14 protein-coding genes are annotated in these 15,623 nt (G+C 46.0%); 8 read left to right on the top strand and 6 right to left on the bottom strand.

The window, feature by feature from the left end; all coding sequences use genetic code 11:
• Nucleotide 1 precedes the first annotated feature (1 nt).
• The 4 genes from tgt to ACRRSX_RS07020 form a co-directional block, all read right to left on the bottom strand.
• Nucleotides 2-1,126, bottom strand: a complete 1,125-nt coding sequence (gene tgt, locus ACRRSX_RS07035; protein WP_432453908.1) for a tRNA guanosine(34) transglycosylase Tgt — start codon at nucleotides 1,124-1,126, stop codon at nucleotides 2-4.
• A 42-nt stretch (nucleotides 1,127-1,168) separates the two neighbouring features.
• The gene (queA, locus tag ACRRSX_RS07030; protein ID WP_432456194.1) at nucleotides 1,169-2,215 is read right to left on the bottom strand and encodes a tRNA preQ1(34) S-adenosylmethionine ribosyltransferase-isomerase QueA; all 1,047 of its coding nucleotides are present in this window, start codon (nucleotides 2,213-2,215) and stop codon (nucleotides 1,169-1,171) included.
• Between the two features lie 77 nt (nucleotides 2,216-2,292).
• Nucleotides 2,293-3,258 carry a serine protease gene (locus ACRRSX_RS07025; protein WP_432453909.1) on the bottom strand — a complete coding sequence of 322 codons (966 nt, stop codon included), beginning with the start codon at nucleotides 3,256-3,258 and terminating at the stop codon, nucleotides 2,293-2,295.
• Between the two features lie 10 nt (nucleotides 3,259-3,268).
• On the bottom strand, nucleotides 3,269-3,931 hold the full coding sequence (locus ACRRSX_RS07020; protein ID WP_432453910.1) for a SanA/YdcF family protein: 663 nt from the start codon (nucleotides 3,929-3,931) through the stop codon (nucleotides 3,269-3,271).
• A 169-nt stretch (nucleotides 3,932-4,100) separates the two neighbouring features.
• Between ACRRSX_RS07020 and ACRRSX_RS07015 the strand changes: the two genes are divergently transcribed.
• Complete coding sequence (locus tag ACRRSX_RS07015; RefSeq protein WP_432453911.1) at nucleotides 4,101-4,637, top strand: cytochrome b; 537 nt, start codon at nucleotides 4,101-4,103, stop codon at nucleotides 4,635-4,637.
• Nucleotides 4,638-4,743: 106 nt separating this feature from the next.
• On the opposite strand, the gene ACRRSX_RS07010 is transcribed toward ACRRSX_RS07015, so the two are convergent.
• Nucleotides 4,744-7,110: a helicase-related protein gene (locus ACRRSX_RS07010; RefSeq protein WP_432453912.1), complete on the bottom strand. Its 2,367-nt coding sequence runs from the start codon at nucleotides 7,108-7,110 to the stop codon at nucleotides 4,744-4,746.
• A 329-nt stretch (nucleotides 7,111-7,439) separates the two neighbouring features.
• Here ACRRSX_RS07010 and ACRRSX_RS07005 point away from each other — a divergent pair, with 329 nt between their 5' ends.
• Nucleotides 7,440-8,492, top strand: a complete 1,053-nt coding sequence (locus tag ACRRSX_RS07005; RefSeq protein WP_432453913.1) for an aldo/keto reductase — start codon at nucleotides 7,440-7,442, stop codon at nucleotides 8,490-8,492.
• Between the two features lie 114 nt (nucleotides 8,493-8,606).
• Here the strand turns inward: ACRRSX_RS07005 and ACRRSX_RS07000 are convergent, their stop codons facing one another.
• Nucleotides 8,607-10,097 (bottom strand): DUF2867 domain-containing protein, encoded by a 1,491-nt coding sequence (locus ACRRSX_RS07000; RefSeq protein WP_432453914.1) that lies wholly within the window; start codon nucleotides 10,095-10,097, stop codon nucleotides 8,607-8,609.
• Between the two features lie 256 nt (nucleotides 10,098-10,353).
• On the opposite strand from ACRRSX_RS07000, the gene ACRRSX_RS06995 reads away from it, so the two are divergent.
• The 6 genes from ACRRSX_RS06995 (at nucleotide 10,354) to ACRRSX_RS06970 (ending at nucleotide 15,584) form a co-directional block, all read left to right on the top strand.
• Nucleotides 10,354-10,719 carry a hypothetical protein gene (locus ACRRSX_RS06995; protein WP_432453915.1) on the top strand — a complete coding sequence of 122 codons (366 nt, stop codon included), beginning with the start codon at nucleotides 10,354-10,356 and terminating at the stop codon, nucleotides 10,717-10,719.
• A gap of 79 nt (nucleotides 10,720-10,798) precedes the next feature.
• On the top strand, nucleotides 10,799-11,455 hold the full coding sequence (locus ACRRSX_RS06990; protein WP_432453916.1) for a tRNA-uridine aminocarboxypropyltransferase: 657 nt from the start codon (nucleotides 10,799-10,801) through the stop codon (nucleotides 11,453-11,455).
• A gap of 287 nt (nucleotides 11,456-11,742) precedes the next feature.
• Nucleotides 11,743-11,949 carry a cold-shock protein gene (locus ACRRSX_RS06985; RefSeq protein ID WP_432453917.1) on the top strand — a complete coding sequence of 69 codons (207 nt, stop codon included), beginning with the start codon at nucleotides 11,743-11,745 and terminating at the stop codon, nucleotides 11,947-11,949.
• A 530-nt stretch (nucleotides 11,950-12,479) separates the two neighbouring features.
• A complete protein-coding gene (locus tag ACRRSX_RS06980; protein WP_432453918.1) occupies nucleotides 12,480-13,475 on the top strand; it encodes a GlxA family transcriptional regulator in 996 nt (331 codons plus the stop codon).
• A gap of 77 nt (nucleotides 13,476-13,552) precedes the next feature.
• Nucleotides 13,553-14,563: a type I glyceraldehyde-3-phosphate dehydrogenase gene (gene gap / locus ACRRSX_RS06975; RefSeq protein WP_432453919.1), complete on the top strand. Its 1,011-nt coding sequence runs from the start codon at nucleotides 13,553-13,555 to the stop codon at nucleotides 14,561-14,563.
• A 178-nt stretch (nucleotides 14,564-14,741) separates the two neighbouring features.
• Nucleotides 14,742-15,584, top strand: coding sequence for an AraC family transcriptional regulator (locus ACRRSX_RS06970; RefSeq protein ID WP_432453920.1), 843 nt, complete (start codon nucleotides 14,742-14,744; stop codon nucleotides 15,582-15,584).
• Nucleotides 15,585-15,623: the final 39 nt, after the last annotated feature.

The following is a 15,623-nucleotide window of genomic DNA, read 5'->3' as shown; positions in this document are numbered from 1 at the left end:
ATTAATCAGCCAAAGGCGGGACTTCTCGACCCAACTTGGCGTAAAACGCGGCTACAAAATCGTCTAACTTACCGTCGGCTATCGCCTCACGTAAACCTTGCATCAAACGTTGGTAGTGACGCAAGTTATGAATGGTATTCAAACGAGCGCCAAGGATTTCATTACACTTATCTAAATGATGCAAGTAGGAACGAGAATAATTTTGACAGGTATAACAATCACACTCTTTATCTAAGGTACTGGTATCGTCACGATGGCGTGCATTACGGATCTTCACCACCCCGTCACTGGTGAATAGATGACCATTGCGCGCATTACGTGTCGGCATAACACAGTCAAACATATCCACGCCACGGCGTACACCTTCCACCAAATCTTCGGGTTTACCAACCCCCATTAAATAACGAGGCTTATCTTCAGGAACCTTAACCGCAACATAATCAAGAATGCGGTGCATATCTTCTTTCGGTTCACCGACAGCTAAGCCGCCAATGGCATAACCGTCAAAACCGATTTGAGTCAAACCTTCCAAAGAAACATCGCGTAGATGCTCATAAACTCCACCCTGAATGATCCCAAACAAAGCATTTTTGTTGCCTAACTCATCATGACGCTGACGTGAACGAGCAGCCCAGCGTAACGACATTAACATCGACTTTTCGGCTTCATCTTCAGTCGCAGGATAAGGTGTACATTCATCAAAAATCATCACGATATCGGAACCTAAATCGTTTTGAATTTCCATAGACGTTTCAGGACTCAAAAAGATCTTTGCACCATTGACCGGGTTTCGAAAATGTACCCCTTCTTCGGTAATTTTTCGAATATCACCCAGACTAAAGACTTGGAAACCGCCGGAATCGGTCAAAATTGGCCCCTGCCAATTCATAAAGTCATGCAAGTCGCCATGCGCGCGCATCACCTCTTGTCCCGGACGCAACCACAAGTGAAAAGTATTGCCTAATAGGATTTCAGCGCCACTTTGTGATACTTCTTCAGGGGTCATACCTTTTACGGTACCATAAGTCCCTACAGGCATGAATGCTGGTGTTTCAACACTCCCCCGTTCAAACACTAAACGGCCACGGCGAGCTTTGCCGTCTTTTGCTAATAGCTGGTATTTCATTACTTGCCTCAAGGTCAGATAAACAGTCCGACTGTCGTTAAATTATGCTTCTTTACTGGTAATGAACATCGCATCACCATAGCTAAAGAAGCGGTATTGGTTATCGATAGCCGTCTGATAAGCTCGGCTAACGTTATCTTTGCCAGCGAAGGCTGACACCAACATGATTAAGGTTGACTCGGGTAAATGGAAATTGGTCACCATCGCATCCACTAGCTCAAATTGATAACCGGGGAAAATAAAAATATCGGTTTCTGCAGCGTAGGCTTGCAGGGCCTGCCCTTTAAGCTTTGCATCTTTAGCTGCACTTTCTAGAGAGCGTACCGAAGTGGTACCAACTGCAATCACCCGCCCTCCTCTTGCTTTAGTCGCAACAATTTTATCCACCACCGCTTGGCTCACTTCGGCATATTCAGAGTGCATCACATGCTGATCGATAGATTCAACTTTCACCGGCTGAAAAGTACCAGCCCCCACATGTAAAGTCACAAAGGCAGTATCAGCGCCTTTGGCTTTAATCTGTGCGAGTAAGTCTTCATCAAAATGTAATCCGGCGGTGGGGGCCGCAACCGCGCCCGGCTTTTCGTTATAAACCGTTTGATAGCGTTCCTTATCGGCATCTTCGTCAGGACGATCGATATAGGGGGGAAGCGGCATATGACCATGCTGTTCAAGTAATTCTAAGACCGTCGCTGAGTCATCAAAACGCAGTTCAAATAAAGCGCCGTGACGGGCCAACATCGTCGCATCAAAAGCATCCGCTAAACGTATTTCGCTGCCCGGTTTCGGCGATTTGGAAGCACGAACATGGGCTAATACTCGATGCTCATCAAGCACACGCTCTATAAGTACTTCTAGTTTGCCACCCGTCGCTTTCTGGCCAAACAAACGGGCTGGGATCACTCGGGTATTATTAAACACCAATAGATCATCAGCTTGAATATGCTCCAACAAATCTGGAAATTGTTGGTGTTGCACCTCGCCCGTTTGACCATTGAGACAAAGTAAACGACTATCTCGGCGTTGCTGTTTTGGGTAACGAGCAATCAGCTCATCGGGAAGGTCAAAAGAAAAATCGGCAACGCGCATCACAGGTACAACTCTTTGGCATGAATAATAATTTACAAGCCAAGGATTTTAGTGATTGCAGTCAGTAATAGCAAGGTTTAGCGCCGTGAATTAGCACCTAATCGCCCCCTCCTGAATAGCCAAAGCGGTAAGCTCAACACCAGCAACCAAGCTGCAGCGCCTCCACCGCTACTATCAGACGAGGCATTAGGTGCTATCTCGGCACAAGCGATAGTAATATTATCCTGTTGGCTGAGAATATCGCTAATCCAACCACAAACACGCCCAATATCCGTATAAACGCCAGGGAGCCCCTGACAAGCGAGACTCCCCCAACTCACGATCCCGAGTAAACGATAGTCTTCTCCTTGATTAACAAATACCGGACCACCGCTATCCCCTGCGCAAGCATCCTGATCGGTGCCGTAGGCGCAAAACATTCGATCGGTTAATTTTGAGCTTCCCCAATAATTAGCACATTGTTGAGGGCTGATTAAACGCAAGTTACCTTGCTGCAATACATCGGGATACACCGGATGAAAAGGATCGGAATTAATTCTGCCAAAACCAATCACCGTCATAAAACTTCCCAGCATGGAACTCTCACTAAGCATATTTAGATTAATGATCGGGAATTCACCTTGTTGAAACTCCGACAGCCTTAACAAACTGATATCATAATCAAAATTGGGGCCATCCATGGTGGGACTAATATACTGAGGATGCTGATAAATTTCACTCACCGTCACCGACTGCGCATCGAGGGGAGTGGTTCGTAGCAATCCGCCTAACACCACCGTAACCTGTTCTGGCGCAACCTGGGCGTTGGGAGCATAAGACCGATAGGTACAATGCGCAGCCGTCACCACCCATGACTCTGCAATTAATACCCCGCCACACCGCACATTCCCTAAAAAGACCTGCGCCATCCACGGGTAAACTTGGGGAGCATCATAACCACCAACAATATAGGGGGTCACAATAGGAATAGAAGGTGATTCAAGTTTCGCTTGAACAGAAAAACTCACGCTAAACAACAAGACAACAAGCAACTTTTTAAGCATTGCACTGGTCCTAAAGTTCGGGGGTTGAGTCACCTCCGCGTAAGTTTACTGGTTCTGGGTCACCTAAGAAGTGGGGCTGGGTGTTAAATATATGTAAATCTATTAGAGCCTTGGCTCTAGCCAATACTTCTCGTAAACGCACTCGCCAATGAAACTCAGAAGGCGCATCATCCACCACATAGCCATAGGCTTCAATACCGTATTGATTTGCTATGTATAAAGCCCGTTCGACATGAAACTGCTGAGAAACAATAATCAAGGCTTGTTGCCCGAATACTTGTTTTGCCCGCACAACTGAGTCAAAGGTTCGAAAGCCTGCATAGTCCAAAGCTATATTCTCGCGTGGCACATTTAACCGCAACACATCGTTTAACATGGTAATAGGTTCATTATAGTAGCGGGTGGCATTATCGCCACTGAGGATCAATGCGCGCACTTTGTGGGTATGGTAGAGTTTTGCTGCCGCTTCCACACGAAACTGATAGTAGGTATTAAGCCGTTTACCTACATACTTACTGGTCCCAAGCACCAGAGCCACAGGCTCCGCTGGGAGCTGTTCCATGTCACGAAACCACTGACCGGCGACTTGCTTTGAAATATAACGGTCGATGACAACGAGACTTAGCAACATCGCTACGATAACCAGCAGCAATACGCCAAGAAATTGTTTCAATGTACATCTCCGCCCATAATTACAAGGTCAACCATGCTAGCACATGCTCAAGCATCGAATAAACATAAGCTTTTTGCTTTCGTCATGTTCCATATAACAAACAAGCCGCTTGACTCCCAAGTATTAATTGTTTATTAAATCAACAAACCGTCTCAAGGAAAAATAACTGATGAAGATAAAAAATAGCTCGAGCCATTTTGGTATGATATCAAAGCTATTTCATTGGCTTATGGCCGCATTATTTATAGCTCAAATTGGCATTGCTTTATACATGGACGAAATGCAGAGAGGTCCTGATAAATGGGAGATGATCGGTTTGCATAAGGCCATCGGCGTATTGCTATTGTTATGTGTGTTAGCGCGAATAGTGTGGCATAGAATCAGCGCAGCGCCTGTCCCTCTGGGGATGGGGTTAATGCTCAGCCTCGCCAAATTAGGTCACCACGCCTTGTATTTACTCATGTTAATCATGCCAATATCCGGCGTAATCATGTCCGTTTCAGGTGGACATAACATCAACTTTTTCGACTTTTTTACCATTAGTGGTTGGGCCGAAAAATCACCGACCATCAACAGTATTAGTGGGACCATCCATGAGGTTGCGGCAACCGTTTTATACTTAGTATTAGCGGCACATATATTAGCCGCCTTGTATCACCATTTTGTGGTCAAAGACGAGACGCTTAAGCGCATCACCTCCGGTTAAGCGGTATACCAAGATTCCCCAGCTGATTGACTCGCTCAATCGGCTGTATTGCCTTGGAAGCATCGACTAGCGCTTCACAACAAGCAGCGAATAACATGAATAAACCCTAAGTCAACGCAACGCGTTTACTGGCTTTTTGGTAAAACACCCGCCAGCCAGCCCAACTCGGCAACTCCCAGCGTTTAGGACCATCTTTACGTCGCCCCGCTTGATAGTGAAGCGTCACTCGCTTAACGCGAACCTCATATTCGACCTGCACACGAAGATCGGCTAAGCGTAGACTTTGAGGAAAAGCTTGTTCAAATGCTGCACGTTGCCATTCGGGGATCCCCGGAAAAGTGAGATCCTTAGCATCAATAAGACAAAGATCTTCGGCGCTCTCCAGTCCAAGTTGCTGTAAGTGTTCACTTAGCCAAAGCTCGGCATCAATGGGCTCACCGGAGCCACCGCCATTTTTTTCACCGAGACTCACCCATAAATTCCAGGCATCAACATCTTGTTGTAGACTCAGCTCAGTAAAAGACAACTCTTGCCGAGCTAAGATCCGTTTGGCAAGTGAGCGGCGATATTGTGCTGCCGTTAGCGCCAAATATTCAGACCCAATGAATCGACCAGCATAATAGCGCCGCATCAACTGTTGGCCTTGTCCGTCCAACTCACCGCTGGGCTTCAACTCGCCTAACTGATGCCGCATTAATTGTTGAATACTTACTGGCAACAAGCATAGGCCAATATTTGTCAGTTGCTTAAGTCCACGTCCCGGCGTGCTGTATTGATCTAACACCAATGCAGCCACCTGCTCATCATCAAATAAGCTTTCTCTAGCCACCTGTAATTCAGCATAACCATTGCCCATCGCCTGATGACGCTTAGCTCGGCGCACATAAGCCAGTTCACTGGCACCGCTTAATAAAGCCTCAATAATCAGCTCTCGACGATAAGGCCGAGCCTGTTTCAATTTGGCAAACCCCATCACGCTGCGTAGTTGTTCTGCCATTTCCTTCGCTTGCTTTAAGGCTTCAAGGTTCAGCTGTAACGCCTCGGGCCAAGAATGGCCACGCAACAAACTGATGGTTGCAGTCATATCACAAGCCAGCGGTTGCCACTGCTGTAATTGTTTCAAACCATGTTCCGTCTTGGGTTTCTGCCACAAACGACGATTGATGGTTAAAGCGGCAGTCAAATCAAGCATTGCTTCCTGTTCTGCCCCGCGCGGCATTAAATTAACCAGATAAGAAAAATAACTATCAATTGGTAAATTCATTAGTCGTTTGCCCAGCGAACTCAATTGACTATCACTCGCCAAAGCCTGCATTTTGGCTAAATTTTGGCTCGCGATCCGTAACGATTTATCCGGTAAAGCTTCTAGAAATGCTAACTGCGTGAGCGCTTTGCCACAACTCGCAGCAAACAGCATCGGTTCCAGCAGTTCTTCACGCTGCATCTGTGGTGGAGTGACCGCTTCAAAAGGTGCGTATTCGCCCCACAAACGATAACAATGACCCGAGCGCACCCGGCCAGCTCGACCACGACGCTGTTCACTACTGGCTCGTGAAATCCGCTCTAAGCTAAGCACCGTACGCCCTGCCCGCTGCTTGGTTCGCCGCTCTAAACCTGAATCAATCACCGTGCTAATCGCTGGAATGGTTAAACTTGTTTCGGCCACATTGGTGGCTAAGATCACCCGGCGTGCTCGCTCCCCATCAATTGCCGTTAGCAAGTACTGACGCTCTGAGGCGCTAATGGTGGCGTGCAAAGGTAAGATTTCGGCATCGATTCCCGACAAGCTGGTTTGACAGGCTTGAATTTCTGCGCGCCCCGGTAAAAACACCAAAATATCGCCGTCATCTTTAAGCATGGCTTGTTCAACACAAGCGCTTACTCGTTCGGTCAAATGCTGTAAGTCGGGTAAATGATGGGCTTGTTTGGCGATATAACTGAGCGACACGGGGTATTCGCGTCCACGGGCCTGTATCGCTTTAGCTCCCAAATAATCACATAATTTCGCGCCTTCCAAAGTCGCCGACGTCACGACGATCCGTAATGGTAAATCTTTCACTAAGGCGAGTAATAAATCACTATCCCAACGACGCTCATGAAACTCATCGATCATGATCACTGCATAATTGGCTAAGTTATTTTCTGCCAACCAATGCAAGGCAATACCCGGTGTCACATAGGCAATGTCGGTGGTCGAGGTCAGCGTGGAAGCAAAGCGAATGGCATAGCCAACTTCGGTAGTTCCCTGTTCTACACGCTCTTGCTGCGCCACATAAGCCGCCAGAGCTTCGCAAGCAATTCGTCTGGGCTGCACTACCAAAACTTTACCAAACTGACTCGCCCAACGAGGTAAACGAGTTGACTTCCCTGAACCAGTAGCCGCTTCCACCACCACATGATTATCCGCTAAATCCGATAAAAATTTCGACTTAATACTATCAATCGGTAACGATCTTGTTTCTGCCCGAACCACCAAACGCCCACATCTATCTACAACAAATAATGGCCAAATATTAACCCTAGCTCAGCTGACATACTAGTCCTAGAAAAGTCACGCTGGTTTTATGGACCATTTTCAGCTCCGCAAGAGATGAAGCTTGTTCATTCAAGCCTCAATGCCCTCCCCATCTAGGGTTGCCAGGCGTTGGCAAGACAAACTTGCTTGAATAAAACCGGTAAAAAAGACAATAAAATAAAACCTTCTGATAACACTTGATTGCTTTATCCAAAGTTCAGACTATTTTAATCACCCTCTGATACGGTAATATAATATTTAAGTACTTAGTTGATGTAGGAACATCCATGAATTTTTCGAAGCTAGGAAGTAGCAATTTATCGGTATCGCGAGTTTGCCTAGGCAGTATGACTTGGGGTGTACAAAACAACCAACAAGACGCAAATCAACAAATTGAATATGCTATCAGTCAAGGCGTGAATTTCATCGATACAGCCGAAATGTACGCCATCCCTCCAACCGCAGAGACCTACGGAAAAACCGAACAGATCATCGGCCAATGGCTCAAAGAAAATCCAAACCAGCGTAAAGATTTGATTATCGCGAGTAAGATTGCTGGGCCAGGTATTGAGTGGGTTCGCGACGGTGGGCCAATTAATGCAAAAGCCATTGAGCTCGCAGTTGACGCCTCCTTACAACGGCTCAATACCGATTACATTGATCTATACCAATTACATTGGCCAAATCGCTTAATGCCTCACTTTGGAAAACACTGGCCAAATCAAATCCAATTTACTCAGTTAGACGCGGCCGATCATCAAGCCCAAATGCTCGATATTTTACAAGGATTACAGCGTTGTATTGACGCTGGTAAAATTCGCCATTGTGGTCTATCCGACGACAGCACTTGGGGAATTAATACCTACCTTAAGTTGAGCGAAAGCCATAATTTACCGAGAATGGTATCCATTCAAAATGAGTTTAGCCTGCTACAAACCAAGGATTGGCCATATTTGATCGAGAACTGTGTGCATGAACAAATCGCCTATCTTCCCTGGTCCCCACTTTGTACAGGCTTACTCACTGGCAAATATGCCAATGGGCAGCGCCCTGAAGGGAGTCGCTGGTCACTAACTCAACGTAAGGGTCTATTCCGTAATACCAAGCTCTGCCACGAAGCGGTTGCTGAATATGTAGAGATTGCCAAGCAACATGGCTACACCCCAGCGCAACTCGCCTTGGCTTGGTGTGACCAAGTAGATGGAGTCACCTCTACCATTATTGGCGCAACCAACATGCAGCAATTGGAAGAAGATATTTTGGCCTTTTCGAAACCACTTAGCTCTCGGGCCTTAAGCGATATAGGTAAAGTGCTAACTCGCTACCCAGCCCCCTTCTAAGCACCAGCTTAAAACATCGGATTTGGACACCCCATAGGCAACCGCCAATGATTTCAGCGACGGTTGCTTATCACTAGGGCACTCGGTGTTCTGGTCTAAAGTTAAAATCTGTATTCAGCCAAAGCGGCCTTCATCGGTAGATCCTGAATGGATTTTCGATTTACGCAAGGCCGCTTCAATCTGCTCATTATTTTCCGCCAGCGAAGCCATTTTCTTAGTCATGCCATATAACAGCCATCGGTGCCAAGGGGCAAAGAAATACCAATAAACCAAACCCCAAAATCCTGCGGGATGCCAGTATAAGCCCACCTCTATACGGCTACGCTGACTATCTAGCGGCTCAATAGTAATTTGCATCCCACCACCACCGGGCGCTTTCATTCCGAAACCAAGCACCAAACAACGATTTTCTTCGGCGCTTAAGATAGTCCACGAGTCGACCCGCTCACCAACATTCAGATTTAAGTAATCAGTTCGGCCATGTTCTCTTCCGGGGCCGCCAAATATATAGTCGAACCACTCGCGTAAAGCCCACAGGCTATTCAAATAAAAATAGCGATGCTTACCGCCAAGTAGATTCACCACTTGCCAAATAGCTGACGGACTGGCGGCGGCAACAACCTGCTGTTTGGCTGACTTTGCGTAAAAACCATGCAAGGGAGAAAACTTTCGAAAAGTTGGCACACCATCTCGCCAACGACTTGGATAACAGAGCACCCGCTCTTCTTGAAGTACCTGAGCAATTGCCTGATCAACAGACAATAAATGTTGCGGGATTAAGCGCCGTAACTCATCGGGTTTCGCTTGCAACGGCTCAGCAAGCCCAGCAATCAGAGCCGTTGCCAATTCGCGCGATACCGAGGTAATCAAGCCTAAAGCCAGGCAAGCCAAACGGATCGGCAAGCCCGGTACAGCAATAATCTTGATCCGCGCCGCCAAAGCCTTGGCAATTTTTAACATTAACTGTCGATAAGTGAGCCATTCTGGACCCGCCGCATCCAGCACCTTACCTGCGGTCTCTGGCAACTCCGCCAAAGCTAATAAATAGTGTAATAAGTTACTCAAGGCAATCGGCGGCGTTAAGGTCTCAATCGCCCGAGGGACAAGCGCCACAGGCATATGTCCCACTAAATCCCGCATCACTTCAAAAGCCGCGGATCCTGGCGCAATAATGATCCCCGCTCGCAACTCAGTCACCGCAAGACCAGTGGACGCTAAGGCTTGGCCAGTCGCAATCCGCGCTAGCATGTGCTCTGATTTTGGTTTAGCCGATATTAAGCTACCCAAATAAATAATTCGCTTGACGCTAGCTTCTGAGGCCGCCTGGGCTAAATGCCTTGCCGCGCGAATCTCTCGATCGCTGTGACTTTGCCCATCACTCATGCCATGCATTAAGTAATAGACTAACTCGATGTCAAGCAAGGCCGAAGGCAAGCTATTGGCTTGTAGTAAATCTAAGGTGACGCGCTGACAGCTCAAATCAGACCAAGGCCAAGGTTTATTGGCATCACGAGAACTCACCCTCAGCTGGTGCCCCGCAGCAACTAAAGCCGGAACTAACTGGCGACCAACAGTACCAAAAGCACCAATCACTAAGATCCGCATCGTGATAACTCTCCATTAAACGACGACTGAGATATTGCCCTAATGCTTATCATAGCGCATTCAAACAACAGCGGATTGCACAAAATAGCGACGGGTCGGTTCCCCCTAGCCAAACCAGAAAGACTTAGAGTGAGAGCCAACGCTTACTTTCACAAAAACTGCGCTGGTAAATATAAATATATTGATTTAAATCAGTACTTTGAATAAAACAGCTATTCACAATCGCAACACCATTTTTAGCCAATAGAGTAATTGAATGACTTCTCATCCCCGTTTATTACTCAGCCCTTGCTGCCTTTGCTTACTCCTCAGTGCGATTCATTTTTATCAAGCACAGCAACTGATTTATGTATTGCTATGCGTATTGAGCTTATGCAGCGTCTTAGTAAAACATCCTATTTGCCTAAGGCTCAATCAGGCGGGCATGTTGCTATTGTGTGGCGAGTGGATCAACCGCGTCGTCCAAATCTACATTCAACGAGAAGACCTGCCTCAAGCATGGTTACAAATAGCGATTGTTGTTGGGGCTATCGGCCTCCTTCATTTCGTTTCAGCCTTATTATTTCAACATCACCGGATCCGACGTTACTTTGGTTATCCTCGACTTTATTTATTTCGCTAAGTCGATTTTGTGAACATAGTGCTTGGATTTAAGCTCGGTTATACTCGCCCCTTGATTGAATAACGTAGAGCCGCGTGTCGTGAACCGTTTCTTAAAATTGTATGCTGAGCGCAAAGCCGCAGCCACCACCCAATTTGTGGGCCGTGGTGCCCGCCGAGCCCGCTGTGCTATTTGCCAGCTGCCACAAACACATTGCTTCTGCGCACAAGCCAGATTACAGGCGAGCCAAAGTGGCTTCGCTCTGCTAATGCATAATAAAGAAGTGCTTCGGCCGAGCAATACTGGGCGATTTATCGCCGATGTGATCCCTGATACTTACGCTTTTATTTGGCAACGAACCGAAGCCTGTCAAGAGCTACTCACTCTTTGCCAACAAGTGCAATGGCAGCCCTATGTGGTTTTTCCTGCTCATTTTTGCCCACCAGAGCGAGTCAATTACCAACTCAGCTTGCCTCAAGGGGTAAAACCGCTGTTCATTATGCTCGATGGTAGCTGGCGAGAAGCACGGAAAATGTTTCACCAAAGTCCTTGGTTGGAACAATTTCCAGTGATATCGATTCATCCCAGTACAGCCTCAAACTATGGATTACGTTCTAGTTCAATCACAACACAATGGGCAACTGCGGAAGTGGCAGCTCAATTACTCGCCTTAAATGATGAAAGAGAAAACGCACAATATTTGGAACAGCGTTTTATTAAATTCACACAATTAACTTTGGCCGGAAGAAACCATTAGTTGAATGATTTCACTAACTTACTAAGAGTACATTTCAGTAAAAAACGCTCTAACATCCGCCCTAAAACGAGAAAATAGCCGAACGTTTCGTGAACTAGTTCACGCATTGAAAACGTTATCAAGCAAAACTTGATTTGCGGCAATTTGTCACTAGGCTTAGCCGCATTATTGTGTGTTATGATGACAGCGCTTATTTAGGTAGAGCATAAAATATACAAATTACAAGCCCTAATAATACTAAGCAAAATAAAAAATAGAGTATTATTTCAATTGTTTCAGGAGACACGATGTCTAAAAGCACTGGTACCGTTAAGTGGTTTAACGAAAAAAAAGGATTTGGTTTTATTTCCCAAGAATCTGGAGCTGATGTGTTCGTTCACTTCCGCGCGATTCTAGGAACAGGTTTTAAATCACTTGAAGAAGGCCAGAAAGTCGCATTTGACGTTGAAGACGGTCAAAAAGGCCCACAAGCGGCCAATGTTGAAGTTGTTTAAACAACTCTCAAGCGAAGCATAATCGTTGATTCGATTATGCTTTTTATTTACCGAATCAACTTACCTTTGACAAGCAACGCAATTTAACTCATTGAGTCAATATGGCTCCTTTCCTGAGTACCGCTTTATACCCCATCATGCGCTGTTTATACCAATCTGATTCATTACGTGATCAACTTATTGCATAGAATAAATTTGCCGGTAATCAGGTATGAAGTACCGTAACTAGAGGCTCTAATTACAAAATACATAACCCCGTTAGCGGTGATTTAAGCCAGCCACAATGAACAAATAATGAGTTAGATCGCTATGAGGCTCTAAACCTCAACGATCCCCCCCTAAGGCGCCGTTGCTTCGGCTCACCCAATGACACAGAATATATTTTAGCCACCGCATCAGTCGCATTGCTGGCACTGACTTGCTTCGCTAAAGACTGCTCACAACATCAGCGACTAAAGAAAAACCATCCTGCTAGACAAAACCAGCGCAAAACGTCTATATTTGTGTATTCATTCAAATAAGGACAAATCATGCGTGACTTTCTGATTATCGTCCCAGAAGGTGGAATGCTATTTGAATCCACCGGGATCGCCGATCTCTTGCAATGGGCAAATAGATTTCTCACCGATAGTGGCGGCGATATCGCTTATCAAGTCACAATCGCCACCACCCAGTCTCATCATGTTGTGCATGGTTATTCTGGACTCAAGCTACTCGCGAACACACGGCTAATTGACTTAGACCCGACCATCAAGCGCCATACAATTATGGTGACAGGGCGTGGGGGAATTGAACAAGAGCGTAGCATTATTGCCGATTGGTTAAGTCTTGCCGCTCCTAATGCCATACGCACCGCCTCTATTTGCGGAGGAGCGCTACTGCTTGCTCAAGCTGGACTCTTGGAGCATAGAAAGGCGACCACCCACTGGCGCCTAATTAATTTACTGGCAGAACAATACCCCAACGTCAGCGTAGAACGCGGACCAATGTTTGTTCAAGATGGTCCAGTCTGGACCTCGGCCGGAGTGACCGCTGGCTTTGATTTGACCCTAGCAATGATAGAACAAGATTGTGGCTACCACTTGGCAAGAGATGTTGCGCAAGAAATGGTGATGTTTTTACGCTGCCCCGGTGGGCAAGCCCAATTTAGTCGCTATCGCTTACCTGAGACACCCGAGCTTGGTCCAATCCGAGATCTACAAATTTGGATCCAGGAACACCTCAATCATGATCTATCGATAGAACGATTGGCTGACCGAGTCTCGATGAGTCCGCGTAACTTCGCCCGAGTATTTAGCAAGCAAACGGGCATCACCCCCGCAAAATACATTGAAGAAATCCGCTTGAACGCAGCCCGAGACAAACTTGAACAAAGCATGGATAGATTAGAGCGTATCGCCCAAGATACCGGATTGGGTAATAGCCTTAACTTACGACGGGTATTTGAACGGCATCTACAGGTTACGCCAAAAGCCTATCGTGAACGCTTCGCGATCCGCCAACCTTCAGCAGAGAATCTGTCTTAAATTGATTGTTTGTTGTCATTTATGACATCCGCATCCATATTAAAATTTTCCTCAATAACACTGATGAGGAAATAGTTATGCTAAAAGTGGGCATTAACGGCTTTGGCCGTATTGGACGCAATGTTCTTCGCGCAACCTTAAACAATGATCGGATTCAAGTCGTCGCAATTAACGATTTAACCGATAGCCATACCTTGGTACATCTACTTAAATACGACTCTTTAATGGGAGTACTTGCGGCCGATGTTGAAAACAACGATGAAACAATTTGGGTCAATGGCCAAGCCATTCGTGTATTCAATGAACGCGAGCCCGCGCAGATCCCCTGGGAGCGCTGTGACGTAGACATTGTGATTGAAGCCACAGGTTTATTCACTGACAAGTCGCAAGCCGAAAAGCATATTCAATTTGGTAAAGCCAAACGAGTGATTATTTCAGCCCCATCCAAAAATGATGCACTCACCGTTGTGATGGGCATTAACCACCAGTTGTATGATCCAAGTCAGCATTTTGTGGTAAGTAACGGGAGTTGTACCACTAATGGATTAGCCCCTGCAGCTCAGGTTCTGCATCAAACCTTTGGAATTGAACACGGTTTAATGAATACCACTCACGCTTATACTGCGAGCCAAGCGCTGCATGATCAGCCCGAAAAAGATCTACGTGGCGCACGGGCGGCGGCGTTATCCATTGTGCCCTATTCAAGCGGCGCAGCGAAAGCGATTGGCCGGGTTATTCCAGAATTAGACGGTAAACTTAATGGTTACTCACTTCGCGTGCCAGTTCCAGTCGTTTCCATCGTCGACTTGTCGGTAACATTAAAAACCGAGGTCACAGTAGAACAAGTTAATACCGCATTTAAACAGGCAGCGCAAAACAGGCCGCTAAAAGGGATCCTCGGTTATAGTGAAGAGCCTTTAGTCTCAAGTGACTATCAAGGTGATCCTCGATCTTCAATTATCGATGGCCTCTCAACTTTAGTGATTGGTGGCAATTTAGTTAAGATCCTCGCTTGGTATGATAATGAGTGGGGATTCTCTAATCGCCTTGTTGACTTGGCTCTTTGGATGGAAAAACGAGGCTTATAAGCCTTCATACAATAGCAATGCAGCACCATCATGCGCTGCATTGCCGCTTAAAAAGCGGTAGGTATTGGGTTGATTGAATGCCGCAGCATAAGCCCACATATTTTATCATTCAGTTGACTCTAGAATGATATAGGTGAAAATAGGCTCAATCAGCACAATGTTCAGGAGCAAGTATCACGTGAGTGGCAGCGTTCGTCATATCGAACAGCAGTTTTGGTGCAGTCAACAGCTTCCTCATCTCGAGGTAAGAACAACCTACAACAGCACGCAAGGCTACAAAGCCCATAGCCATTCAGCATTGTCTATTGGCTTGATTGAAGTCGGAACCACTTGCCTATCGATAAAAGATAAAAAAATATTTTTAAATCAAGGTGATATGGTTCTGATTCAACCACATGCGGTTCACGCTTGTAACCCTGTCAATGGCAACGCTCGTAGCTACCACATGCTCTATGTCGATGAAAGCTGGTGCTGTGAAGCACTCTCGGCATTATACCAGCGTCAAGTTGATCAAATCACATGTACCCATATTCGACTCACTGATCTGAAAATCGCAAACGAGCTTTCTTTTTTAATAAATACTTTATTAAAAAAGACCAATAAAACCAAAAACAACGCTTCGCATATAGATTCACTATTATTTGATATTCTAAATCTCTACTGTGCGCCTATATTCAATAAAACTGACAACAACTTGGCACTTCAAATTAAGCAACATTTACTAAATAACATGGTTTCTCCGCCTTCGAACCACGATATATCTCAACAACTAGGCTGTTCAACAGAGTCTGTCATTCGCAACTTCAAGCGCTGCTTCGGTATTACGCCAAAATCGTTTCTCAATAATAGTCGGATTGAGAAGGCCAAATACCTCTTAAAATCAGGAGTAAATATTATCGATGTCGCAAGCGAAGTGGGCTATTCGGATCAAAGCCAACTGCATCGAGCTTTTGTGAACTACACCGCTTCCACACCACGCCAATATCAGCAGTTAAAGTCATTTTTCGACAATAAATCCTGACTCAATCAACCTATAGTTCGATGATTCATTAGCTATAGG

It is taken from the genome of Agarivorans sp. QJM3NY_30, assembly GCF_050870855.2.
Classification (GTDB): domain Bacteria; phylum Pseudomonadota; class Gammaproteobacteria; order Enterobacterales; family Celerinatantimonadaceae; genus Agarivorans.
Note: the sequence above shows the minus strand (reverse complement) of the source record. Positions and strands in the feature narration are given on the sequence as shown.

What these genes read in the sequence shown, in the direction of transcription:
- ACRRSX_RS07005 (WP_432453913.1), top strand. Translation starts at nt 7,440, where the DNA reads ATGAATTTTTCGAAGCTAGGAAGTAGCAATTTATCGGTATCGCGAGTT.
- ACRRSX_RS07015 (WP_432453911.1), top strand. Translation starts at nt 4,101, where the DNA reads ATGAAGATAAAAAATAGCTCGAGCCATTTTGGTATGATATCAAAGCTA.
- ACRRSX_RS06980 (WP_432453918.1), top strand. Translation starts at nt 12,480, where the DNA reads ATGCGTGACTTTCTGATTATCGTCCCAGAAGGTGGAATGCTATTTGAA.
- ACRRSX_RS07000 (WP_432453914.1), bottom strand. Translation starts at nt 10,097, where the DNA reads ATGCGGATCTTAGTGATTGGTGCTTTTGGTACTGTTGGTCGCCAGTTA.
- tgt (WP_432453908.1), bottom strand. Translation starts at nt 1,126, where the DNA reads ATGAAATACCAGCTATTAGCAAAAGACGGCAAAGCTCGCCGTGGCCGT.
- queA (WP_432456194.1), bottom strand. Translation starts at nt 2,215, where the DNA reads ATGCGCGTTGCCGATTTTTCTTTTGACCTTCCCGATGAGCTGATTGCT.
- gap (WP_432453919.1), top strand. Translation starts at nt 13,553, where the DNA reads ATGCTAAAAGTGGGCATTAACGGCTTTGGCCGTATTGGACGCAATGTT.
- ACRRSX_RS06985 (WP_432453917.1), top strand. Translation starts at nt 11,743, where the DNA reads ATGTCTAAAAGCACTGGTACCGTTAAGTGGTTTAACGAAAAAAAAGGA.
- ACRRSX_RS07025 (WP_432453909.1), bottom strand. Translation starts at nt 3,258, where the DNA reads ATGCTTAAAAAGTTGCTTGTTGTCTTGTTGTTTAGCGTGAGTTTTTCT.
- ACRRSX_RS06995 (WP_432453915.1), top strand. Translation starts at nt 10,354, where the DNA reads ATGACTTCTCATCCCCGTTTATTACTCAGCCCTTGCTGCCTTTGCTTA.